This is a genomic window from Rhodococcus sp. p52 (assembly GCF_000763325.2).
Classification (GTDB): domain Bacteria; phylum Actinomycetota; class Actinomycetes; order Mycobacteriales; family Mycobacteriaceae; genus Rhodococcus; species Rhodococcus pyridinivorans.
In genome coordinates, this window is the sequence record NZ_CP016819.1 from 1,011,119 (window position 1) to 1,033,229 (window position 22,111).

At 67.3% G+C, this 22,111-nt stretch carries 25 protein-coding genes; 10 read left to right on the plus strand and 15 right to left on the minus strand.

Features of this window, described 5'->3' with window-relative positions; translation table 11 throughout:
- Positions 1-104: 104 nt before the first annotated feature.
- Positions 105-1,670 (plus strand): bifunctional 3'-5' exonuclease/DNA polymerase, encoded by a 1,566-nt coding sequence (locus IM25_RS04480; RefSeq protein ID WP_198162534.1) that lies wholly within the window; start codon positions 105-107, stop codon positions 1,668-1,670.
- Here the strand turns inward: IM25_RS04480 and IM25_RS04485 are convergent.
- Genes IM25_RS04485 through IM25_RS04500 form a run of 4 tightly spaced genes read right to left on the minus strand, consistent with a single transcriptional unit; the run spans position 1,643 to position 4,152 of the window.
- Positions 1,643-2,539, minus strand: coding sequence for an AlkA N-terminal domain-containing protein (locus IM25_RS04485; RefSeq protein ID WP_033097439.1), 897 nt, complete (start codon positions 2,537-2,539; stop codon positions 1,643-1,645). The two genes, IM25_RS04480 and IM25_RS04485, sit on opposite strands and share 28 nt — an antisense overlap.
- Positions 2,536-3,132 (minus strand): methylated-DNA--[protein]-cysteine S-methyltransferase, encoded by a 597-nt coding sequence (locus IM25_RS04490; protein ID WP_006554657.1) that lies wholly within the window; start codon positions 3,130-3,132, stop codon positions 2,536-2,538. Before IM25_RS04490 ends, IM25_RS04485 begins: the two co-directional genes overlap by 4 nt.
- Positions 3,120-3,635 carry an RNA polymerase sigma factor gene (locus IM25_RS04495; protein ID WP_065995794.1) on the minus strand — a complete coding sequence of 172 codons (516 nt, stop codon included), beginning with the start codon at positions 3,633-3,635 and terminating at the stop codon, positions 3,120-3,122. The genes IM25_RS04490 and IM25_RS04495 overlap by 13 nt, the downstream gene beginning before the upstream one ends.
- Entirely contained in the window at positions 3,622-4,152 is a 531-nt protein-coding gene (locus tag IM25_RS04500; RefSeq protein WP_033097441.1) for a methylated-DNA--[protein]-cysteine S-methyltransferase, read from the minus strand. Before IM25_RS04500 ends, IM25_RS04495 begins: the two co-directional genes overlap by 14 nt.
- 108 nt (positions 4,153-4,260) lie before the next feature.
- Between IM25_RS04500 and IM25_RS04505 the strand changes: the two genes are divergently transcribed.
- On the plus strand, positions 4,261-4,983 hold the full coding sequence (locus IM25_RS04505; RefSeq protein WP_019288272.1) for a hypothetical protein: 723 nt from the start codon (positions 4,261-4,263) through the stop codon (positions 4,981-4,983).
- Positions 4,984-5,049: 66 nt separating this feature from the next.
- Here IM25_RS04505 and IM25_RS04510 read toward each other — a convergent pair whose 3' ends face one another.
- Positions 5,050-5,670, minus strand: coding sequence for a TetR/AcrR family transcriptional regulator (locus IM25_RS04510; RefSeq protein ID WP_006554893.1), 621 nt, complete (start codon positions 5,668-5,670; stop codon positions 5,050-5,052).
- Positions 5,671-5,765: 95 nt separating this feature from the next.
- On the opposite strand from IM25_RS04510, the gene IM25_RS04515 reads away from it, so the two are divergent.
- On the plus strand, positions 5,766-7,145 hold the full coding sequence (locus tag IM25_RS04515) for a cytochrome P450 (protein ID WP_033097442.1): 1,380 nt from the start codon (positions 5,766-5,768) through the stop codon (positions 7,143-7,145).
- A 4-nt stretch (positions 7,146-7,149) separates the two neighbouring features.
- On the opposite strand, the gene IM25_RS04520 is transcribed toward IM25_RS04515, so the two are convergent.
- The 5 genes from IM25_RS04520 to IM25_RS04540 all read right to left on the minus strand — a co-directional run bounded on the left by IM25_RS04520 (position 7,150) and on the right by IM25_RS04540 (position 12,011).
- Positions 7,150-7,884, minus strand: coding sequence for an SDR family NAD(P)-dependent oxidoreductase (locus IM25_RS04520; RefSeq protein WP_033097443.1), 735 nt, complete (start codon positions 7,882-7,884; stop codon positions 7,150-7,152).
- The gene (locus IM25_RS04525; RefSeq protein WP_033097444.1) at positions 7,881-8,909 is read right to left on the minus strand and encodes a phosphotransferase family protein; all 1,029 of its coding nucleotides are present in this window, start codon (positions 8,907-8,909) and stop codon (positions 7,881-7,883) included. The genes IM25_RS04520 and IM25_RS04525 overlap by 4 nt, the downstream gene beginning before the upstream one ends.
- Entirely contained in the window at positions 8,906-10,117 is a 1,212-nt protein-coding gene (locus tag IM25_RS04530) for an acyl-CoA dehydrogenase family protein (protein WP_006554684.1), read from the minus strand. Before IM25_RS04530 ends, IM25_RS04525 begins: the two co-directional genes overlap by 4 nt.
- Positions 10,118-10,209: 92 nt before the next feature.
- The gene (locus IM25_RS04535) at positions 10,210-10,836 is read right to left on the minus strand and encodes a TetR/AcrR family transcriptional regulator (RefSeq protein WP_019288267.1); all 627 of its coding nucleotides are present in this window, start codon (positions 10,834-10,836) and stop codon (positions 10,210-10,212) included.
- Between the two features lie 47 nt (positions 10,837-10,883).
- Positions 10,884-12,011: an NDMA-dependent alcohol dehydrogenase gene (locus IM25_RS04540; RefSeq protein WP_006554686.1), complete on the minus strand. Its 1,128-nt coding sequence runs from the start codon at positions 12,009-12,011 to the stop codon at positions 10,884-10,886.
- 150 nt (positions 12,012-12,161) lie between these two features.
- Between IM25_RS04540 and IM25_RS04545 the strand changes: the two genes are divergently transcribed.
- The gene (locus IM25_RS04545; RefSeq protein WP_019288265.1) at positions 12,162-12,602 is read left to right on the plus strand and encodes an SRPBCC family protein; all 441 of its coding nucleotides are present in this window, start codon (positions 12,162-12,164) and stop codon (positions 12,600-12,602) included.
- 8 nt (positions 12,603-12,610) lie between these two features.
- Here the strand turns inward: IM25_RS04545 and hppD are convergent, their stop codons facing one another.
- Entirely contained in the window at positions 12,611-13,816 is a 1,206-nt protein-coding gene (gene hppD / locus IM25_RS04550; protein ID WP_006554688.1) for a 4-hydroxyphenylpyruvate dioxygenase, read from the minus strand.
- 186 nt (positions 13,817-14,002) lie between these two features.
- On the opposite strand from hppD, the gene IM25_RS04555 reads away from it, so the two are divergent.
- From IM25_RS04555 to IM25_RS04565, 3 genes are all read left to right on the plus strand, one after another.
- Positions 14,003-14,512, plus strand: coding sequence for an Lrp/AsnC family transcriptional regulator (locus tag IM25_RS04555; protein ID WP_065995795.1), 510 nt, complete (start codon positions 14,003-14,005; stop codon positions 14,510-14,512).
- A 141-nt stretch (positions 14,513-14,653) separates the two neighbouring features.
- Positions 14,654-15,907 (plus strand): Glu/Leu/Phe/Val dehydrogenase dimerization domain-containing protein, encoded by a 1,254-nt coding sequence (locus IM25_RS04560; RefSeq protein ID WP_033097445.1) that lies wholly within the window; start codon positions 14,654-14,656, stop codon positions 15,905-15,907.
- Between the two features lie 115 nt (positions 15,908-16,022).
- Complete coding sequence (locus IM25_RS04565; RefSeq protein ID WP_024102304.1) at positions 16,023-17,393, plus strand: amino acid permease; 1,371 nt, start codon at positions 16,023-16,025, stop codon at positions 17,391-17,393.
- Here the strand turns inward: IM25_RS04565 and IM25_RS04570 are convergent.
- The gene (locus tag IM25_RS04570; protein ID WP_006554692.1) at positions 17,375-17,791 is read right to left on the minus strand and encodes a VOC family protein; all 417 of its coding nucleotides are present in this window, start codon (positions 17,789-17,791) and stop codon (positions 17,375-17,377) included. The genes IM25_RS04565 and IM25_RS04570 overlap by 19 nt on opposite strands.
- A 131-nt stretch (positions 17,792-17,922) precedes the next feature.
- Between IM25_RS04570 and IM25_RS04575 the strand changes: the two genes are divergently transcribed.
- Positions 17,923-18,537 (plus strand): dihydrofolate reductase family protein, encoded by a 615-nt coding sequence (locus IM25_RS04575; protein WP_033097447.1) that lies wholly within the window; start codon positions 17,923-17,925, stop codon positions 18,535-18,537.
- Positions 18,538-18,697: 160 nt separating this feature from the next.
- Positions 18,698-19,258 carry a TetR/AcrR family transcriptional regulator gene (locus tag IM25_RS04580; protein ID WP_006554694.1) on the plus strand — a complete coding sequence of 187 codons (561 nt, stop codon included), beginning with the start codon at positions 18,698-18,700 and terminating at the stop codon, positions 19,256-19,258.
- Positions 19,259-19,293: 35 nt separating this feature from the next.
- Here IM25_RS04580 and IM25_RS04585 read toward each other — a convergent pair whose 3' ends face one another.
- The 3 genes from IM25_RS04585 to IM25_RS04595 all read right to left on the minus strand — a co-directional run bounded on the left by IM25_RS04585 (position 19,294) and on the right by IM25_RS04595 (position 21,303).
- Complete coding sequence (locus tag IM25_RS04585) at positions 19,294-20,406, minus strand: alpha/beta hydrolase (RefSeq protein ID WP_052040068.1); 1,113 nt, start codon at positions 20,404-20,406, stop codon at positions 19,294-19,296.
- Between the two features lie 220 nt (positions 20,407-20,626).
- The gene (locus tag IM25_RS04590; protein WP_065995796.1) at positions 20,627-20,824 is read right to left on the minus strand and encodes a helix-turn-helix transcriptional regulator; all 198 of its coding nucleotides are present in this window, start codon (positions 20,822-20,824) and stop codon (positions 20,627-20,629) included.
- Positions 20,825-20,826: 2 nt separating this feature from the next.
- On the minus strand, positions 20,827-21,303 hold the full coding sequence (locus IM25_RS04595; protein ID WP_033097448.1) for a hypothetical protein: 477 nt from the start codon (positions 21,301-21,303) through the stop codon (positions 20,827-20,829).
- 148 nt (positions 21,304-21,451) lie between these two features.
- Here IM25_RS04595 and IM25_RS04600 point away from each other — a divergent pair, with 148 nt between their 5' ends.
- Positions 21,452-22,072, plus strand: coding sequence for a class I SAM-dependent methyltransferase (locus IM25_RS04600; protein WP_006554698.1), 621 nt, complete (start codon positions 21,452-21,454; stop codon positions 22,070-22,072).
- Positions 22,073-22,111: the final 39 nt, after the last annotated feature.

Consider the following 22,111-nt stretch of genomic DNA (forward strand, 5'->3'; position numbering starts at 1 on the left):
TGGCGGTTCTCGCGGGGATCGCTCTCGATACGGGTGAATTCGAGGGTGAATCGGGGGGTCACCGCGCGTCGGGGTCTGTCGCCGTGATGGAGCACACTGTATGGGTGCGCACGGTCGTCGTTCCTCATCCTGCGGACGGCCGGGGCCGTCGCGGTGCAAGCATCGTCGAGGTCGACGCATTCGGTGCGCCGCTCAGCTCGGTGCGGGAATACCCCGGATTCGCGGATGCAGTCGCTGCGATCGAAGCCGAATCGCGACCGCGCTGGGTGTGGACCTCGACGGCATCGGTCTATCCCGAGCTGCTCCGCGCCGATGTTCGGGTGCAGCGATGCCACGATCTCGCCACCACCGGCGCCATCCTTGCCGTACGCGAGGGCCTACCCCCGCCCACTGCGGAGGAGCCGGTCGACGAGCGGCCCGGCCTCTTCGATGCGGCTCCCGCGATCGACGTCGAGGCGGTGGTCGAGCAGTTCGCCGAGCAACGTCGCCGCATCTCCGGCGACGCCCGCCTCGAGTTGCTCACCGCCGCCGAATCGGCCGGCACTCTCGCAGCGGCCGAGATGGGTTTCGACGGGTTGCCGTTCTCGGCGCAAGCGCATCGTCGCCTCCTCGAGGACACCCTCGGGCCGCGCCCGACCGGCTACGACCTGCCGAGCCGTATCGCCGAAGTGGTCGAGGAGGTCAGCGCGGTCTTCGGCCGCCCCGTGAATCCCGCCTCCCACAGCGAGGTGCTCGAGGCGTTCCGTCGCGAGGGCATCACCGTCGAGTCGACCCGCAAGCATGTGCTGCAGCGGATCGACCATCCCGCGGTGCCTCTGTTGCTGCGGCACCGCGAGCTGTCGAAGTTGTACAGCACGAACGGCTGGCACTGGCTCGACACCTGGGTCCGCGACGACCGGTTCCGTCCGGTCTATGTTCCCGGCGCGGTCGTATCGGGCCGGTGGGCGAGTCGCGGCGGTGGCGCTCTGCAGATCCCCAAGGCGCTGCGGTCGAGCGTGATCGCCGACCCGGGGCGGTCGTTCGTCGTCGCCGACGCGGGCCAGCTCGAACCGCGCATCCTGGCGGCGATGTCGGGCGATCGGCGCATGGTCGCGGCTGCCGGTTCGGACGATCTGTACGCCCCGGTCGCCGCGGCGTCCTTCGGCGGCGACCGCGCGAAGGCGAAGGTCGCGGTGCTCGGTGTTCTGTACGGCGCCACGTCGGGCGACGCGCGTGCCCTGCTGACGGTGCTGCGTCGCAGCTTCCCGACCGCCGTCGACTTCGTCGAACGTGCCGCCCGTGCGGGTGAAGGTGGCGAGGTGGTGCATTCGTGGCTGGGCCGTGCGTGCCCACCCGCTCCGGAAGGCTTCCACTCCCACGGTGATGCGCATGCGCGGGGCCGGTTCACGCGGAACTTCGTCGTGCAGGCCACCGCGGCCGAGTGGGCGCTGTGCGTGCTTGCGGAACTGCGACGGCGGCTGACCACCGATCCCGACCCGACGGCCGGCGATCTCGTGTTCTTCCAGCACGACGAGGTGGTGGTGCACACCGGCAACCCGGAACTCGCGTCGTCGCACATTACGGCGTCGGTCGAGGTGGCGACGCGCCTGATGTTCGGCGACACGCAGGTTCGTTTCCCGATGGACACCGCCGTGCGCAGCGTCTACGCCGAGGATGCGGGCGGCGAGTAGGTGGCGTGTGTCCACAGATGCATGACGGCGTAGGCCCGCCACGGCCGCCATTGTTCGGCGCGCTCGGCGGCTTCGCGCGCACTCTCCACCTGCAGGGCTCGTCGGAGAACGAGGTCGCCGGACGGATACGCGTCGCGGTCGCCGAGTCGTAGAGCGAGATAGTCGACGGTCCACGGTCCGATCCCGGGAAGCGCGAGAAGGTCTGCCGCGAACGACAGATGCTCCGGCGCCACCCCGTCGGCTGCGACCCGGGCCAGTTCGGCGACGGTGCGGGCGCGCGACTGCGTCGTGCCGATGACGGCACGCAGCTCGCTCTGCTCGACCGTCGCGAGTCGGTGCGGCGTAGGGAAGCATCGCAACCCACCGGGTGCACCGTCGCCGAAGGCTGCGACGAGTCGTCCTGCGAATGTGCATGCCGCAGCGACGCTCACCTGCTGCCCGAGCACTGTCGACACGGCGGTGGCGAACCAGTCGGTGGTGCCGAGCACGCGCAGACCGGGGTGGGTCTGCACAAGAGGCCCGAGCACGGGATCCGGCTCGAATGCCGCATCCACGACGGACGGGTCGACGCCGAGATCGAGCCACTTCCGGACCCTCTCTTCGATCTCCTCGACATCCGCGCGACCTGCGGCCTCGACATGAACCTCGAGATGTCGCACATCCCCGTGTCTCCCGTCGTCGGGTGTCCCAGGGTCGGCGAAGCGGACGGCGACGTGCGCGGCGCCGCCGTTCGTGCGGATCGCGCGGTGATGGGTGCCGGTAGCGCTGTTGTGGTGTTCACAGCCGGGGACGGTGTGGCTTCGCAGCGACGCGAGCATCGGCCCCACCGCAACGGGTTCGGCCACCGGGATCCGGAGGGTGGTGATCATGCCACCGACTCGAGTTGCAGCAGCGCCCTCTTCGCCTCGACTCCCCCGACGTACTGCCCCATGCTGCCGTCGCTGCGCACCACCCGATGGCACGGCACCACCACGGGCAGCGGGTTCTTCGCGCACGCCGTACCGACCGCCCGCACCGCGCGCGGGCTCCCGGCCGCGGCGGCGATCTCGGCATAGCTCGCCGTGCGCCCGTATTCGATCTCGGGCAGACGCGTGATCACTTCACGACGGAATCCGTCGGCGAGACGCAGATCGAGCGGAACGTCGAAATGTGTCCTCGTACCGGCGAAGTACTCGTCGAGTTGCCGGACCACCGGGTCGAGTCGCCGCGGCGCGTCGAGCACGCGCGGGCTGATCCGGCGGGAGAGTTCGTCGAGCACGGCGTCGGATCCGTCGGCGACGTAGGCGACCCGCACGAGTCCGACGGGGGTGGTGGCCAGCAGGAGCGGACCGACGGGGGTGTCGACGACGCGGAACGCGACATCGAGCAACCCGGCCGCCTCGGCATCGAGTACGAGCTTCTCCCGCAACCACGCGAGATCGGCCGATCCGACCGAGGGTTGTGGAAAGTTCATGAGCGACATCCTGTTCCGTGTTCGATCCGACGACGCAACGCAGCCCGACCGTCGGCCGCCGCGCGACGTGCCGCGGCCGGGCTGTTGCCGAGGATCGTGCCGATCTCCGCATAGGGCAGGCCTCCGACGTAGTGGTAGACCAGCGCCGCACGCTGCGTGAAGGGAAGTTCGGCGACCGCGCTCCACAGTTCGTCGTCGCCCTCACCGGGGTTTCCCGTGGCCGACGCGGGTTCGGGGAGGTTCTCGGTGGGCACCGGCGTCCGCCCGCGCACCCGGTGGATGTCGACGGCCTTGCGGTGCGCGATGGTCACGAGCCACGCTTCGATGTTGCTGCCCGGTGGCAGGTCGGGATAGGCGCGCAACGCCGCGAGGAAGGTCTCGGACCAGGCGTCGTCGGCGTCGACCGGTCCGAGCAGTGCGCGGCAGACCCGGAGGACCGTCGCGCCGTGGCGGGGGACCACCTCCTCGAAAGGAGGCAGGCTCGCCCGCGGTAGGTGATCAGGCAGGGACATGGGTATCGCCGGCGACATCGGGCTCGGCGGAACTCAGCACCCGTGCCTCCTGGGCGAGCAGGAAGCGTTTGCGCTCGAGACCACCGGCGTAACCGGTGAGCTTGCCGCTGCTACCGATGACGCGATGGCACGGCACGATGATGCAGAGCGGGTTGCGGGCATTGGCCGCAGCGACCGCCCGTACCGCAGTGGGCCGGCCGAGGGCGAGTGCAATCTCCGAGTAGGTGCGCGTGGTGCCGTACTCGATCGTCATCAGCGCCTCCCACACCTCGCGTTGGAACGGGGTGCCGACGGGAGCGATGGGGACGGTGAACCGGGTACGGCGACCCGCGAAGTACTCATCGAACTGGGTGATCGCCTCGTCGAACCCCCCGGTGACCTGCTCGCCGAAACCGGCGCGGTCGGGCGCGGGGTGATGCTCGGCCATGTACACGCCGCTCAGGACGCCGTCGGTGTTCACCAACGTCAACTCGCCGATCGGTGTGTCGATCACGGTGTGGGTGCGCAATGCGGTCACGGCCTCGATCCTTCCATCCGGTGTGTGCTCTGTACCGGGTAGACGAACGGGACGCCGAAAATGTGAGGTCCGCGATCACGACGATCGGACGTACTGCACTATGACGACATGATCTCGCTGCCTGTGCCCGCGCTCGGAGTCTCGGTCGCCGGTTCCATCGTCGACGTCACCCGGACCGTGCTCGGACGCACCCGCGAGACCGCCGAGTTCGCACTGTCGCTCCCGACGCGGGTGGAAGGCCTGCTCAGCGAGGCCGAATCGCTCATCGACTCGGTCGAATCGCTGATCCGCCGCATCGACAGCGTGGTCACCGACGCCACCGACATCGTCGAGGGAGCGTCGGTGGCCGTCGCGCAGGCCACGCAGGTGATCGCCTCGACCATCGGTGTGGTGGAGGAAGCCGCCGATGCGGTCACGCGCGCCACGGAGATCATCGACTCGACGGGCGGGGTCGTGCGCGATGCGACGGTGGTCGCGGCCGACGCGCGGATCGTCGTCGAGTCCGCCGGCCGCAGCTCCGACGCCGCCGGGGAACTGCTCGAGACCTACAAACCCCTCGCCGAACGTGCCGCTCCCCTCGCCACCCAGTTCGTCGAGGAGTTCTCACCAAAAGAACTGCGCGCCGCGATCAAGCTCATCGACCGGCTCCCCGAGATCACCGAGCGGGTCGACGCGGTCCTGCCCATCATGGCGACACTCGACACCGTCTCCCCCGAGATCCACGAACTGCTCCTCGTCGCCAAGGACGTCCGCCAGGCCATCGTGGGCGTGCCCGGGTTCAACTTCCTGCGCCGACGCGGCGTGGAGAAGGAAACCAACGGTGATGATTGACCGCACCACGGTCGGTGATGATTGACCGCACCGCGGTCGGTGATGATTGACCGCCCCCGGACGGCTCTACTGATGGGCCGTGGAGAGGAACTGGTGCGTCGCCACGTCGACGATCTCGTCGGGCGAGATGGCGATCTCGTCGTTCAACCACGCGGTGACCAGTTCGGCCAGACCCCCGACGAACAGCAGTCCGTTGATCTCGCCCCGTTCGGGCGGCCACGCCCGGTCGCCGTACATGCGGGTCGCTTCGTCGGCGACCATCTGAGCGAAACTCCGTAGCGACGCTCGTCTGTGGGTGCGCAGGGGTTCGAAGCCGGCGGACTCGATGAGTGAGACCCGGCCCTTGCGCGGGTCGTCGGTGAGGATCGCGACGAACGACGCGATGGCGTTCCGCACGAGGTCTTCGAGTGTGCCCGTGCCGGTGCGGAGCGCGGCGAGTACGGCCTCGCGCACCTCGTCGGCGATCTTGTCGAGGACCTGCTGCAGCAGATCGTCCCTGCTGGTGAAATTCTCGTAGAAATACCGCTCCGTCAGCTTGGCGTGGGCGCACATGGCGGTCATGGTGGCGCCGCTCTTCCCCGAGGCCGCGAACAGTTCCAGTCCTGCTTCGAGCAGGGCTTCGCGCCGCAGCGCGACACGCTGTTCGCCGCTCAGACCGGCATAGCGGCGGGGCGCGGGGGAAGTCATGGGACCGATCTTGACAGACCGGACCGATGTGACGCAGACTACACCCCAATCTGACAGGGTCTCCTGTCAGATATCCGCAGAACTGGAGGTTCGTCGTGACCCGGATCCTGGCGGCTCCCCCCGCCCACTCCCGTCTGCGCCCGGTCCCGGGACGATCGGGAATCCCCGGTATCGGGCACGTCCTCGAATACATCCGCGATCCACTCGCGATGATGCAGAAGCACTGGGACCGATACGGCGAGGTCTCCTGTTTCTCTGCGGCCGGTCGACGCTGGATCTCGGTTCTCGGACCCGACGCCTGCCAGGAGGTGCTGCAGAACAAGGACCGGGCCTTCGCCAACGGCGACGGCTGGTCGGCACTGATCGGGCCGTTCTTCCACGGTGGCCTCATGCTCCTCGACTCGGAGGAACATCTCCGGCACCGCCGCATCATGCAGCAGGCGTTCACCCGATCACGCCTCGAGAAGACCGTCGATGCCATGAATCCGTCGATCACCCAGAAGCTCGACAGGTGGGTTCCCACCGACGGATTCCGTGCATACACGGCGCTGAAGACACTCACGCTCGATCTCGCCACCGACATCTTCATGGGCGGGGCCGAGGACTCCACACCGGCCGAGATCGAAGCGGTGAAGAAGGCATTCATCGACTGTGTGCAGGCGGCGACCTCGATCGTCCGGTACCCCGTCCCCGGCACCCGGTGGAAGCGCGGACTCGACGGACGCCGAGTGCTCGAGGACTTCTTCCGGCACTATCTCCCGGCGCGACGGTCGCGGGAGACGGACGACCTCTTCTCGGTGCTGTGTCACATCGAATCCGAAGCGGGACAACGGTTCAGCGACGACGAGATCGTCGATCACATGATCTTCCTACTGATGGCCGCGCACGACACGTCGACCATCACGATCTCCACGATGATGCAGTATCTCGGGCAACACCCGCAGTGGCAGGACCGGTGCCGGGCCGAGTCGCTCGCGCTGGGCACCGCCGCACCGAGTCACGCCGACCTCGATGCGCTCGGCAGTCTCGATCTGGTGATGAAGGAATGCCTCCGCCTCGTCTCGCCGGTGCCCGTCCTCGCGCGACGAGCCGTGCGCGACACCGAGGTCCGAGGACACTTCGTGCCGGCCGGCACGTATGCCTCTGTCGCGCCGCACTTCACGCACCACATGCCGGAGTACTGGCCGGAGCCCGAACGTTTCGATCCCGAACGCTTCGCGGACCATCGACGCGAGGACAAGGTGCACCGCTACGCCTGGGAGCCGTTCGGTGGGGGCGTGCACAAATGCCTCGGCATGCACTTCGCCGGGGTCGAGGTCAAAGCGATCGTCCACCAACTGCTGCTGCGCTTCGAGTGGCACGTCGACCCCGGCTACGTCGCCCCGCTCGACTTCACGTCGCTGCCGTTCCCGTCCGACGGCCAGCCGGTCGACCTGAAACAGCGGTCGACCGACCCCGAACGTCAGGCCGTGTAGAGAATCAGGCGGTGTAGAGACCTGCGCCCGCGCGGCTGAGCACGAGCTTGGGCACCACTGCCCGCGACGACAGCTTGAGCAGCGCGTCGACGATCTCGACGACGTCGTTCACCTCGATCATGGACTCGGCCGGAATCTTGTCCTTGATCCAGTCGGACATGTCGGTGTCGACGTATGCGGGTGCGAGCGCCGACGCGGAGATGCCGTTGCCGGACTCCTCGGCGTTGAGCGTCTCGACCAGGGAGATCAACGCGGCCTTCGTCGCACCGTAGGCGGCGAGACCGGCCTCGGCGTAGACACCTGTGATCGACGAGAGCGCAACGATCTTCGATCCGCGGGCCGGATCGTTCTCCGCCTCGGCGCGCAGCAACGGCAGCGACGCCTGGATGAGCGCGAACGGAGCGTTGAGGTTCACGGCGACCGTCTTGTCGAACCGTCGGGCCGGGAACTCGGCGATCGAGCCTGCCGTGCCGACACCGGCATTGAGGATCAGCGCCTTCATGGAACCGAACGCCTCGCGATGCGCCTCCACGACGCGGGCGGTGGCTTCCGGATCGGCGAGATCGGCTGCGACGGCGCGTACCTCCTTCGCACCCGCCTCCCGTAGACGCTCGGCGACACTCTCGAGGCGTTCCGCCCCGCGGGCACTGATCGTCAGTGCGTAGCCGCGTTCGGCGAGACGGGTGGCGATACCGAGGCCGATACCCCTCGAGGCTCCGGTCACGAGCGCGCTGGTCACGCGTGGGCTCCCTTCAGTGCTGCGAGTCCTGCTGCCACCAGGTCGGGCACGGCTTCACCGGCGCGGTCGAAACCGTCGCCGATGGTCGCCCCGGCACGCCACCGATGGTTGATACCCTCCGCGATGACGGCGAGCTTGAGGTAGGCCAGACCCATGTAGAAGTTCCAGTTGGCGATGTCGCGCCCCGACGCCGTGGCGTAGCGCTGCACCAGATCGTCCGCCGCCGGCAGTCGTTCGCTCGACCATGCCGCCGGGAAGCCCAGGATGTCGTCGAGTGCCGGATGCCGGTACACGCACATCATGGCGAGATCGGTGAGCGGGTCGCCGAGGGTGGACAGTTCCCAGTCCACCACGGCGACAACGCGTGCCGGGTCGTTCGGGTCCAGGATGGTGTTGTCGATACGGTAGTCACCGTGGACGATCGACGGAGCGGGCGATTCCGGAATCGACTCGGCGAGCGCGGCGTGCAGCCGTTCGAGATCCGGCAGTTCCCGGGTCTTCACCCGGCCCCACTGGCTCGCCCACAGCTTCACCTGCCGGGTCACGTAGCCGTCCGGCCGGCCCAGTCCCCCGAGGCCGACGGCCTCGAAGTCGACATTGTGCAGTTCGGCGATGATGCGCACGAGTTCACCGACACAGCGGTCGATCTCGTCGTCGCCGAGCGCATCCAGGTCGGCCTTGCTGCGCACCACACGTCCGTCGATGAACTCGACGACGGTGAACGGTGCGCCCATCACCGAATCGTCCTCGCACTGGGCGACGGTGGGCGCGACCGGCACACCGGTGCCCTTGAGCGCCGACGTGATGCGGAACTCGCGGGCGACGTCGTGCGCAGACGGGGTCAGGCCCGTGGTCGGGGGGCGACGCAGGACCCAGTGGGATTTCTCGTCGCGCAACCCGTAGGTGAGATTGGACTTGCCACCCGAGATGAGCTCCGCCCGAAGTTCACCGTGAACGGTCACACCGGAATCGGCGAGGAAACGCTCGAGAACGGCAAGATCGAGTCCCTCGTGTACGGCGGTCATTTCGCGGCCTCGCGGGCCGCCTTGCGAACGGCACCGACGGCGCGCTTGGCGATGGCCCAGCGGTGCACCTCGGACGGACCGTCGTATACGCGGAACGGCCGGACCTCGCGGGTGAGGCGTGCGATCGGAAGATCTTCGGAGACACCGAGACCGCCGCACATCTGAGCGGAACGGTCGACGATGCGGAAGATCGCCTCGGCGGCGAAGGTCTTGGCGATCGACGTGGCGTTCGAGGCGTGCGAACCCTGGTCGAGCTCCCAACACGCCTGCACGAGCAGCGCGCGGGTCGCGGCGATGTCGATCTCGTTGTCGGCGATCATCTTCTGGATCATGCCGAGATCGCCGAGGCGGGAGCCGAATCCTTCACGCTCCGAGACGTAGCGGACGGCGGTGTCGTGACCGCGGCGAGCGGCGCCGAGCCAGCGCATCACGTGCGTCATGCGGGCGGGGCCGAGGCGCACCTGCGCGTAGGCGAAGCCCTGGTCGACCTCGCCGAGCACGGCGGAGTCGGGGACGAACAGGTCCTCGAAGTCGACCTCGCAGTGACCACCGATCATGGAGCGGTCGAGGGTGTTGATGTGGCGACCGACCTTCAGGCCCGCGGTGTCGGCGGGGGCGAGGAACATGGTGGCGCCACCGCGCTGTCCGGGCTCGCCGGACGTGCGGGCCATGATGATGAAGAATCCGGCGCCGTCGGCACCGGTGATGAAGTGCTTACGGCCGTTGATCTTCCAGCCACCGGAGACCTTCTCGGCGCGCGTGTTCAGAGCGTTGGGATCGGCACCGGCACCGGGGGCGGGCTCGGTCATCGCGAAGGCCGAGCGCACGTCGCCGGCGGCGAGGGGCGCGAGGAACTGCTGCTTCTGCTCGTCGCTCGCGATGTGCGCGAGCATGTGCACGTTGCCCTCGTCGGGCGCGGCGATGTTGAGCGCGGTGGGACCGAAGAGCGAGTAGCCGGCCGCCTCGAAGACCGGGGCGCGGTCGGACATGTCCAGGCCGTGGCCGCCGTATTCGACGGGCGCGTGCGGAGCGAAGACACCGGCAGCCTTGGCGGCCTTCTGCAGATCCGCCCGGATCGCGTCGCCACCGGCCGCGGTGATGTCGCCACCGTGGGCGTCCTCGACGGGAAGCACCTCGTCGCGGATGAACTGCTCGGTCCGCGCGATGAGGTCCCGGACGTGATCCGAGTAGGACAGGTCGACCGCCATGCTGAGCTCCTTCCGTACCGACCGATCGATCGCTCGGTCGAGTTCACGGTGGCATATCCCCGCCATCGGGTCAAGCCCGGAAGGGGTGTCGGCTACTTCGCTCCGACCGCGTTCCGCGCGACCTGCAGGTAGCGGTGCACGATCTCGTCCGGCGACAACGAACCGTCCGGCCGGTACCAGCTCGCCACCGCGACGCACATCGTCGTCACGGCGCGACTGGCGTCCTTCGGATAGGGCGTGGAGAAGGTGCCGTCGGCGACACCGGCCTCGACGATCTCGTCGATCATGCACTGCTGCTCGTCGCGCAGGGCGACGAATGCACGGCGGGCCTCGGGTTCCATGCTGCGCATCTCGGTCGACGCCACGAACGCCTGATCGCGGCGGAACATATGGAAGCGCAGCAGCGACTCGACGACGGCGTCGAACTTCTCGGAGGGGGTGGGTCCGGCTTCATCGATCGCCTGCCGGCTGCGGGCGAGCAGGTCGTGCAGCACGGTGGTCGTGAGCGAGACGAGCAGCGCCTGCTTCGAGGGGTAGTGGTGGTACAGACCCGGCACCGACAGACCGGACCGCGACGCAACCTCGCGGATGGACGTGCCGTCGTAACCGCGTTCGGCGAACGCCTCGAGTGCAGCGGCGAGCGGCTTCGGCAGGTCGGTCGGGCCGTAGTCCCGCCAAGAGCCGACGTCGCCGGAAACCGAATCCTCACGCGTGTCCATGCTCAACACCGTAAGGGACGGCTCCGGCGACGTCGGCGCTCACAGGATCAGTAGTCGTCCTCGCCGTAGAGGACGAGACCGCGGAGGTTCTTGCCGGCGTGCATGTCGGCGTAGCCCTCGTTGATGTCCTCGAGCTTGTAGGTCTTGGTGACGAGGTTGTCGAGGTCGAGCTGCCCGTTCCGGTACAGCTCGAGCAACTTGGGGATCTGCGAGCGCGGGCCGGTGCCACCGAAGATGGCCCCCTGCAGACGCTTCTGCAGCAGCGTCAGCTCGAACAGGCTCATCGTCACCTGCGAGTCGGTGGCGTGACCCATGCCGACGACCACGACCTGGCCACCCTTGGCGGTGAGACCCAGTGCGGGGCCGATGATGTCGCCGGTGATCTCGCCGACGGTGATGACGGTGACGTTGGCCATCTGACCCCACGTGATCTCACCGATCACCGGTGCGGCCTCCTCGATCGACGCGAAGACATGCGTCGCGCCGAACTCCTTGGCCTTCTGCCGCTTGAACTCGACCGGGTCGATCGCGACGACGAACCGCGCCCCGGCGTGCGCCGCTCCCTGGACGGAGTTGATGCCGACACCGCCGACACCGATGACGACCACGGTGTCGCCGAGCTTGGTGCCGCCGATCTCGGTGGCCGAACCCCAGCCGGTCGCGACACCGCACCCGAGCAGGGCCGCCTTCTCGAGCGGGATGTCCTTCTCGATCTTGATGACCGACGCCTCGTTGACCGTGACGTACGGCGCGAACGTGCCGAGCAGGCACATCTGCAGCACCGGGTCGCCGTTCAGCGTCGCGCGGTAGGTCTTGTCGGAGATCGCCTGACCGGTGAGCAGGCCGGCACCCTCGTCGCAGATGTTCTGCATGCCCTTGGCGCAGGCCCGACAGCGGCCGCAGGCGGGGATGAACGCGAGGACGACGTGGTCGCCCTCCTCGAGACCCCGCACTCCCGGACCCACCTTGGTGACCACGCCCGCGCCCTCGTGACCACCGAGGACCGGGAAGGACGGAAGCGGTGTCGCCCCCGAGCGCAGATGCTCGTCGGAATGGCACAGACCCGAGGCCGCGAGGCGGATCTGCACCTCACCTGCGACGGGATCGCCGAGATCGATCTCCTCGATCTCCCACGGCTGGTTGATTCCCTTGACGACTGCTGCCTTCGTCTTCACCCGAGCCTCCTGAACCGAAAGTGTGTGTGATGTGCGTCACGGCATTCAAACACTTATCGGACGTTAGAGCAACGGGTTCTGACCCCTTCCACAGCGGGCAGTTACCCGCTACATTCGGTAACAGACAACTTCTCGTGAAGGGCTCCAGCCATGATTCACGTCCGCCACAGCGCCGTCGCAGACATCCCTATCGACCTCGCGTTCACCTACGTCGACGACTACCGGAACGTCCCCGACTGGATGTTCGGGGTGGCCCGCTTCCAACCCGTGAGCGAGCAGGTCTCCGGCCTCGGTGCCATCTACGACTCGACCATGCGGATCGGCCCCAAGGATCTCGGCTCGCGCGTGGAAGTCGTCGAATGGGAACGCAATCGCGTGATCGTCCTCGACTCGATCGCCGGATTCCGCGCCGCGTCGTCATGGACCTTCACGGACCTCGGCGACGCGACGCGGCTCGACGTCGACTTCGGCTACCGACTGCCCGGCGGGATCGCCGGCCGCACGCTCGGCATGCTTATCGAACCGATTGTGGGAACGGCGATCCGGCAGACCGAGCACGCGTTGCGCACGCGGCTCGGTCAGCTCGTCTAGGACCGGACTCAGAAATTGCCGCGCGCGGCCTGCTCCCGCTCGATCGCCTCGAACAGCGCCTTGAAGTTGCCCTTGCCGAAGCCGAGCGAGCCGTGGCGCTCGATCAGCTCGAAGAACACGGTCGGGCGGTCGCCGACGGGCTTGGTGAAGATCTGCAGCAGGTAGCCGTCCTCGTCGCGGTCGACCAGGATGCCCCGCTTCTTCAGCTCCTCGATCGGCACCCGGACCTCACCGATACGGGCGCGCAGCTCCGGATCGTCGTAGTACGCATCGGGAGTCGCGAGGAACTCGACGCCCTCCTCGCGCAACTGGTCGACCGCCGTGAGGATGTCGTTGGTGGCCAGCGCGAGATGCTGTGCGCCCGGTCCGCGGTAGAAGTCGAGGTACTCGTCGATCTGCGAACGCTTCTTCGCGATGGCGGGCTCGTTGAGCGGGAACTTCACGCGGTGGTTGCCGTTGCACACCACCTTGCTCATGAGCGCCGAGTAGTCGGTCGCGATGTCGTCGCCGATGAACTCCGCCATGTTCGTGAAACCCATGACGCGGTTGTAGAAGTCGACCCACTCGTCCATGCGTCCGAGTTCGACGTTGCCGACGACGTGGTCGAGCGCCTGGAAGATGCGTTTGGGTGCACCCTCGCGCTTGCGGTAGGTCGAGGTGCGCTCGATGTAGCCGGGCAGGTACGGGCCGTTGTAGCGCGACCGGTCGACGAGCGTGTGCCGCGTGTCGCCGTAGGTCGCGATGGCGCCGATGCGGACGGTGCCGTTCTCGTCGCTGATCTCGTAGGGTTCCTCGAGGACGGTCGCCCCCTGCTTGCGGGCGTGCTCGATGCACTTGTCGACGTCCGGAACCTGGAGCGCGATGTCGACGACGCCGTCACCGTGGAGGCGGTGGTGCTCGATCAGCGGGCTGTCCGGATCCACCGCACCCTTGATCACGAATCGCACGGCGCCGCTGCGCAGTACGTAGGCGTGATGGTCGCGGTTGCCGGTGGTGGGTCCGGAATAGGCGATGAGTTCCATGCCGTAGGCGGACTGGTAGTAGTGCGCCGTCTGCGTGGCGTTTCCGACCACCCACACCACGGCGTCCCAGCCGCTGACGGGGAAGGGATCCCGTTCGCTGTCGTACTCCACGAGACCGACCAGGCGCCGGAGTTCCTCGGCGTCGAGTTGAGCAAGTCGTTCGCTGTCGGTCAGGGTGTATTCCAGAGTCATCGCTGCAACCTCCTGCCGCTCACTGCGGCACAGTCGTTGTGTCGTGTGTCACCAGGAGAAACCCACCCGTCGGTTCGACGCAACGTCGCCTTCGGCAACTGGCCCGACTGACTGGAATTCGCCGGAATCTGCACACTCACCTATACAATCGGACTAGTTTTCGGCGCTCGATGGGAAGGAACCGCGATGCGCGAGCCCGTGCAGCTGGACGAATTGGATTTCGCCCTCCTCGAGGCCCTGCACGCCGACCCGAAGATCGGCGCGCTCGAGTTGTCCCGTCGATTGAAGGTCGCGCGCGCCACCGTCTCGGCCCGCCTGCGACGCCTCGAGGACACCGGGGTCATCGCCGGCTACGAACCCCGGATCAACCTCGCCGCAGCAGGTTTCGAAGTGCAGGCGTTCGTGACGATGGAGATCGTGCAGGGCGCGCTCGAAGACGTCACCGAGGTCCTCGAAGGCATCCCCGGTGTCCTCGAGGCGTTCGCCACCACCGGCGCGGGCGACGTCCTGTGCCGCATCGGAGCCGAATCACACCTCGGTCTCCAGCAGACCCTCATCGAGCTGAACCGCTCCTCGATCGTCGCGCGGTCCACGAGTGTGATGGTGCTGTCGGAAGTGGTGCACTACCGGGCGATGCCGCTGCTGCGCCCCCTCGAGCCGGAACGATCCGCGAAGGCACCGGCCTACCGCCGCTGAACCGACCACGTCCACAATCCGTCTCCGACTAGCCGGATTGCACAGAAAAAAGCGCTTCGGGCATCCGGACCCTCCGCACGCTGCACAGTTCGATGAAGCACAGTTGCGCAGCATTTGTTACTGACGTCACAGTCTTTCGCCATGAAGAACCTGCTGACGCGATTCGAAGAAAAAGCCCCCGAGATCGTCTTCGAGTGGCACGACACCGAGACCACCGCCCGGGGCTGGGTCGTCATCAACTCGCTGCGGGGCGGCGCGGCCGGCGGCGGCACCCGCATGCGCCGCGGCCTCGACCGGCGCGAGGTCGAGTCGCTGGCGAAGACCATGGAGATCAAGTTCACCGTCTCCGGACCTGCGATCGGCGGTGCCAAGTCCGGCATCGATTTCGATCCGTCCGACCCCCGCAAGGAAGGCGTGCTGCGCCGCTGGTTCGCGGCCGTCACTCCCCTGCTGCGTGCCTACTACGGCACCGGCGGCGACCTCAACGTCGACGAGATGAACGAGGTCGTTCCCCTCACCGAGTCCAACGGCCTGTGGCACCCGCAGGAAGGTGTCGTCAACGGACACTTCGGCAAGGACGAGCGCCAGCGCATCCAGCGGGTGGGCCAGCTGCGACTCGGCGTCGCGAAGGTTGTCGAGGACGCGCGGTTCACCCCTGCCACCAGCACGAAATACACTGTCGCCGATCTGATCACCGGTTACGGCGTCGCCGAGTCGGTCCGTCACCACCAGCTCGTCTATCGGGGCACCGACCTCGCCGGCAAACGCGTCGTGGTGCAGGGCTGGGGCAACGTCGGCGCCGCTGCTGCCTACTATCTCGCCCAGGCCGGCGCCTCGATCGTGGGCATCATCGACCGCGACGGCGGCATCCTCGCACCCGAGGGTCTCTCCTTCGACGAGGTCCGCACCCTGCTGCTCGAGCGCGACGGTAACGCCCTGCACAGCGACCGCATGATCCCCTTCGACGAGGTGAACGCCCGCATCTGGGATCTCGGAGCCGAGATCTTCCTCCCCTGCGCCGCGAGCCGCCTCGTCACTCGCGAGCAGGTCGACCGCATGGTCGCCGCGGGACTCGAGTCGATCGCTTCCGGCGCCAACGTTCCGTTCGCCGACGACGAGATCTTCTACGGCCCCACCTACGAGCACGCCGACAAGTCCGTTGCCGTGATCCCCGACTTCATCGCCAACTGCGGTATGGCCCGGGCCTTCGCCCAGCTCATGGAGGGCGACGTGGAGGTCTCCGACGCCGCGATCTTCGGCGACGTGTCCACCACCATCGAGACGGCCCTGCGTCGCTGCCACGATCGGTCGACCGAGCTCACCGGGCTCGCCGCGACCGCCTTCGAGATCGCACTGGACCAGCTGGTCCCGGCCGGGGAGCGCATTGATGACTGACACCCTGGCCACGGCGACGACCGGCGCCCAGGGCACCGCTGGGACGACGACCAGCGCCCAGAGCACCGCCGGGACGACGACCGGCACCCAGAGCACCGCCGGCCTGCATCGTGCCATGCGGCCCCGCCAGCTCGTCATGATGAGCCTCGGCGGCGCCATCGGGGCCGGCCTGTTCGTCGGGTCGGGGGCGGGTATCGCCGTCGCCGGCCCGGCGATCCTGATCTCGTTCCTGGTGGCGGCCGTTCTCGTCGTGTTCGTGATGCGCATGATGGGCGAGATGGCCGCGGCCAACCCCGCCAGCGGTGCGTTCTCCGAGCACACCGAGAACGCGCTGGGCCCTGTCGCGGGACGGACCATCGGGTGGTTGTACTGGGTGCAGGTCATCATCGTGATCGCCGCGGAGGCCACCGGCGCCGCCGCGATCACCGCGGTGGCGCTGCCCGGCATCCCCCAGTGGGCGTCCGCGCTGTTCTACATGGTCGTGCTGACGGGCGTGAACCTGGTCGGCGTCCGCCGCTTCGGTGAGGTCGAATTCTGGTTCGCCGCAATCAAGATCGTCGCGATCGTCGGCTTCCTGGTGATCGGCATCGCGATGATCGCCGGGTGGATGCCCACCTTCGAGACGACCGGCTTCTCCAACCTCACGGCGCACGGCGGGTTCGCCCCCACCGGTATCGCCGGTATTGCCGCCGGCTTGCTCATCGTGGTCTTCGCGTTCGGTGGCACCGAGATCATCGCGATCGCCGCCGCGGAGACCGCCGATCCCCGTCGCAACGTGGGCCGCGCGGTGCGCACCCTGGTGTGGCGCATCCTCGTGTTCTACATCGGGTCGGTGCTCGTGATGGTGACGATCCTGCCGTGGACCTCCGAGGATCTCGCGACCGGTCCGTTCGTCGCCGTGCTGCAGGCCGGGGCCGTCCCGGGCGCCGCCGCGGTGATGACCGTGATCGTCGTGGTCGCGCTGCTCTCGTCGCTCAACGCGATGCTGTTCAGCGCTTCCCGGATGATCTTCTCGCTGTCGCACCGCGGATCGGCGCACCCCGTCTTCGGGCGGCTGTCGTCCAACGGCGTTCCCCGCAATGCGGTGCTCGCCTCGGTGGCGTTCGGCTTCGTCACGGTCGGACTGAACTATCTCTACCCCGACCGGGTGCTGCCGCTGCTGCTCAACGCCGTCGGCTCCACGATCCTGGTGCTGTGGACGTTCGTCGCGGTCTCGCACCTCGTGCTCCGTCGTCGCGCACGCCGCAACGGCACCGAGGATGCACTGCCGCTGAAGATGTGGGGCTTCCCGTACCTTTCGTACGCGACGCTCGGTCTGCTGGCCGGCATCGCGGTGCTCGCCCTGTTCGACACCGCTGCCCGCACGCAGCTGCTCGCGACCGGCGCGTTGACCGCAGCGATCGCCGGTACCTGCACGGTGCTGGCACGGCGACGCGCTGCGGCCGGGACGGCTCGGGTCGAGACGGTTCAGGAGCGCCAACCGTAGGGACGCGTGATTATCTCCATGAAGTGACCGGCGGGGTCGAGGAAGTAGGTTCCTCGACCCCCGTCGTTTCTGTTGATGCCGTGCGCCGACTGCCGGGGATCGGCCCAGTGTTCGATCTTCTGCTCGAGGATCCGGGCGTAGATCTCGTCGAACTCCTCCTCCGACACCAGGAATGCGTAGTGCTGCGGCGGATACTCCACATCCGGTGGCGGTTCGGCGAAATCGAGGGTGACGCCGTTGGCGAGTTCGACAGCGAGGAAGTGCCCGGCGGGCACCGGATCGGGCAGCCCGAACAGGGTGGTGAGGAAGTAGGCCGAATGCTGCTTGTCGTCGGCCGCGACGATGGTGTGGTTGAACGCAATACTCAAGGAGAACTCCTTGTGGTCCCGCGCCTCCATGCCTGACGCAGTCCGTCATCGACACGCGACGCTGCGTCCAGAGATACCTTCCGTGCCGGAGGGATGCAAGCGATGAGTTCTCTGCGCTTCCCGGGTCTGTACTCGGCGACAACCTTCGAAAGGGGACGACGATGAAGCTCACGGTGACGACCTTCGTATCGGCCGACGGTGTGGCCCAGGGACCGGGTGGCCCCGACGAGGACCGCAGCGACGGCTTCGACCGCGGCGGTTGGGTGGTGCCGCTGTTCGACGAGGACACCGGCAAGTTCATCGACGAGGTGTTCTCGAAGGTCGACGCATTCCTGCTGGGCCGGAACACCTACGACGTCTTCGCTGCGTCGTGGCCGAACTCGACCGATCCCGACGATCCGGTCGCCCGTGCACTCAACACCCTCCCGAAGTACGTCGCCTCCACGACGCTCACCGCCCCCGAGTGGCAGAACACGACGGTCCTCGAGGGCGACGTGCCCACCGCGGTCGCGGAACTGAAGAAGCAGCCGGGACGGGAACTGCAGGTGCACGGCAGCATCCGTCTGGTCCACACCCTCTTCGAACACGGTCTCGTCGACGAGTACCGCCTCATCACGTTCCCGGTCGTCCTCGGTCAGGGGCGGCGGCTGTTCCCCGTCGGGGGTCGCGACACGAAGTTCGATCTCGTCGAATCGCGCACCACCTCGACCGGTGTCGTCATCACCGTGTATCGGCCTGCCGGACGACCCGAGTACGGACTCGCCGAAGTCGAGTGACCCGAAGTACGAGCCGGTCTGTATCGAGAGCTGCTCTGGCTCGCCTGCCTCATCATCTGTTCGAGACGGCTACGGACCTCGTTCCGGAACGGTCGGCCGGGGCCCGCTCTTGGGGGCCGGTCAAGATAGCATCGGGGCGGGAACTAGGTCAGGACTGGAGATGCCCCGCAACAGACGTCCGCAGGATCGGGAAGAGAAACGCGCAGAGATCGTGGTAGCCGCCCGGCGGTTGTTCGTCGAGGAAGGATACGACGCGGCATCGATGACGCGGATCGCCCGTGACGCCGGAGTCGTGTCGAACACGCTGTACTGGTACTTCCAGGACAAGGACTCGATATTGATCGCGGTCCTGGATGCGGTTCTGGCCGACTCGATGGCCTCCTACAGCGAGATACTGGGCTCGGGCCTGGCCGATCGACTCTTGTGGTTGGTCGAAGAATTGGAGCAGCTGGGTCGGTTGGTGAGCACGGTGCACACACGCGCCGAGAAGTCCGCGTCCGTTCAGCAATGGCACCAGCAGTTCCACACACTGGCCGAAGGATTGTTCCGGGCAGAGCTGATCGGACTCGGCGTGCCCGCTGACGAAGTCGATCCGCTGGTCTCGATCGGCGTTTTCGTGGTCGAGGGCTTGCTGATGCACCCGACGGATCAGGCTCAGCGACGCGCGGTGATCGAGACGTTGCTCAACAGCGCTCGCAGTCGTGCCGCAGCCACCGGCTGAGCACCTGATCTGCGCGTCCACGAACACGGAGCGACCTACCGTGCGGTGCGGTCGAATTGCCTTTCCAGGAAATAGAGTTGGTCACGCACGGCGCGTTCGAAGTGGTCACCGACGTAGATGTCGAAGTGGTCACACACGTAGCTCTGAACCTGTACGTGCGCCAGACCCTGTGCGTGACGCTTCGTGGTCTTCGCGGGCGCGGCCGCGTCGTTGTCGCAGACACACAGCAACGTCGGAATGCTGAAGCGGGCCAGCGCACGACCGGGTCGATCGAGCGGAAGACGCAGCGCCAGCCGGGCAGCGAGGGCATTGGCCGCCTCGAATTCGCCGTTCGGACCGCGCAGTACACCCCAGACGCTGTCGCGGCCGACCCCGGTCTCGGGTTCTTCCCTACCGTCGATCTCCGTCGGCTCGATGTTCTTCGACAGCTGAGCCCGCACCGACGGAAGTCGTTTCAACACCGCGCTGGTGCGCCGCGAGAGCCGGGTCCCCGCGGGCAGGAGTGCGGAAGCGCCGGCGAGGGCGTCGGGTGAGGCCACGAACGCGGGCATCCAGGACGTCCCCGCCATCGGCAACAGGATCGGCTTCGCGCCGAACCACGACCCGACCGTGTCGAGAATGCCTGCCGCTGTCAGTGCCACCACGCTCAGCGGGCCGGTTCGTATCCGCGCGCGCAACGACGCCGGACCGTCGGTGAAGGGACACTGCGCCACGACTGCCGCGATACGGGTGTCCTCGGAGGCGACTCGAAGGACATGGCCTCCGCCGAACGAACTGCCCCACAAGGCGATCCGGTTGACGTCGACCTCAGGAAGTGTGCGCGCGAAGGCCAAAGCGGCATGCCAGTCGGCGCGTTGCCGGCCGATGTCGAGGATCTGGCGCGGCGCTCCGCCGCTGGCCCCGAGGTGACGGTAATCGAACACCAGCACCGACCACCCCGCGGCGGCGAACCGTTCCGCGTAGGCATCCAGGCGCATCTCCCGCACCGCTCCGAGCCCGTGCCCCATGATCACCATCGGGCGCGGACCGTTCAGGTCGGGTGCGGTGTACAGCCATGCCGCGCACTCGTCCTGGCCGGAGACGAACGAGACCTCGCGCCGCTGCACCGCTACCACCTCGCGCCGATCGGCAGACTCACCGATGTTCATGACTAGCACTCTCCCGCTTCACCACCACATTTCTTGGACGCCATTCAAGAAGGCGTGACGATTACGGTAAAGGCTTCTTGGATGCCGGTCAAGAAGGGAGGGCGAGGTGTACGTCGACGACATCACCGGACTCACACTCACCGTTGACGCCGGTAGTACGCTCGAGTGATCGGCAAGTGGCCGAGCGGGTTCTGTCGGGGAATCCGCTCGGCCCCTTCGCTTATCCCTCGTCGGGCAGGAATATGTCCTCGATTCGACGTCCGAACAGGTGCGCGATGCGGAACGCCAACGGAAGGGACGGGTCGAATCGCCCCTTCTCGATCGAGATGATCGTCTGGCGCGATCCCCCGAGTTCGTCGGCAAGCCTCTGCTGCGACCATCCGTTCTCCGCGCGCAGGGCCGCCAGCGAATTCCGCACCCTCAGCCCTTCCGACGCTGCACGGCGTAGCGCACACCGAACGACGCGAAAGCCACGAGGATGACCGCCATCAGCGCGTGCAGGCCCTCGACCTCGATCGGAGCGAACGCCAGAGCGGTGCACCCCAGGCCCGTGACGAGAAGGATGTCGGTGAAAGCGCCCGAGGCGGCTTTCTCGTACCAGGACGACTCGACCGAATCCTCGGGCCGGTCCGTGGCGCCTTCGAGGGTCGACCGATCCACGAGGAGCACCCACGACAGGGCCGACAGTGAGGGTGCGGTCGCCAGCGCGACCGCCACGCCGGCGGCCACGGGATAGTCGGGCACCAGCCCCAGAGCAGCTACCACCGCTGCCAGAACGGCTGTGGCCAGGATTCCGAGGGCGATCGCCGGCGGTACGGCGCCGATCCACCGCGACCCCACCCGCACCTTGCCCCACTTGCTTCGCCCGACCACCGATCCGGCACCCCCGCTGTCCATCGTTTCCCCTTTCGCCGTAAAGCACACTTTACATGTAAAGGTAACTTAACAGTCCGTTCGGTGCGACAGAAACGAGGGGTTCCGTTCGGCCGGGCAGGTGTCATGATGGATCGAGCAGATCGACACGCCACCAGGCGAAGGGACTGCCATGAGCCTCTACAACGATCACGTCGTACCGCGACTGGTGAACATCGCCTGTGCACCGTCGTTCACCGAAGCGAACCGGAAACGAGTGTGCGCCGGCCTGAGCGGCCGCGTCGTCGAGATCGGATTCGGATCCGGCCTCAACGTTCCCTACTACCCCACCACCGTCGAGTCGGTCAGCGCCGTCGAACCCGCGGACCTCGGATGGAAGCTCGCACGTTCGCGCATCGACGACTCCCCCGTGCGCATCGAACGATCCGGCCTGGACGGTCAGTCACTCCCGTTCGAGGACAACACCTTCGACAGCGCACTGTCGACGTGGACGCTGTGCACCATCCCCGATGCCGACGCGGCTCTGCGCGAGATACGTCGTGTCCTCGCACCGGGCGGCACCCTGCATTTCGTCGAACACGGACTCGCGCCGGACGAGAACGTCCGGCGGTGGCAGCACCGGCTCGAACCGATCCAGAAGCGCGTCGCGGGTGGTTGCCATCTGACACGACAAATCGCCGACCTCGTCCGCGGTGCGGGGTTCGAGATCCGCGAACTCGACACCTTCTACGAGGAGAAGACGCCGAAGTTCTTCGGTGCGCTGTCACTGGGAGTGGCGACACCGACCGCGTGAAGGCGGATAACTGCACAGCAACGTTTGCACACTTCCGGG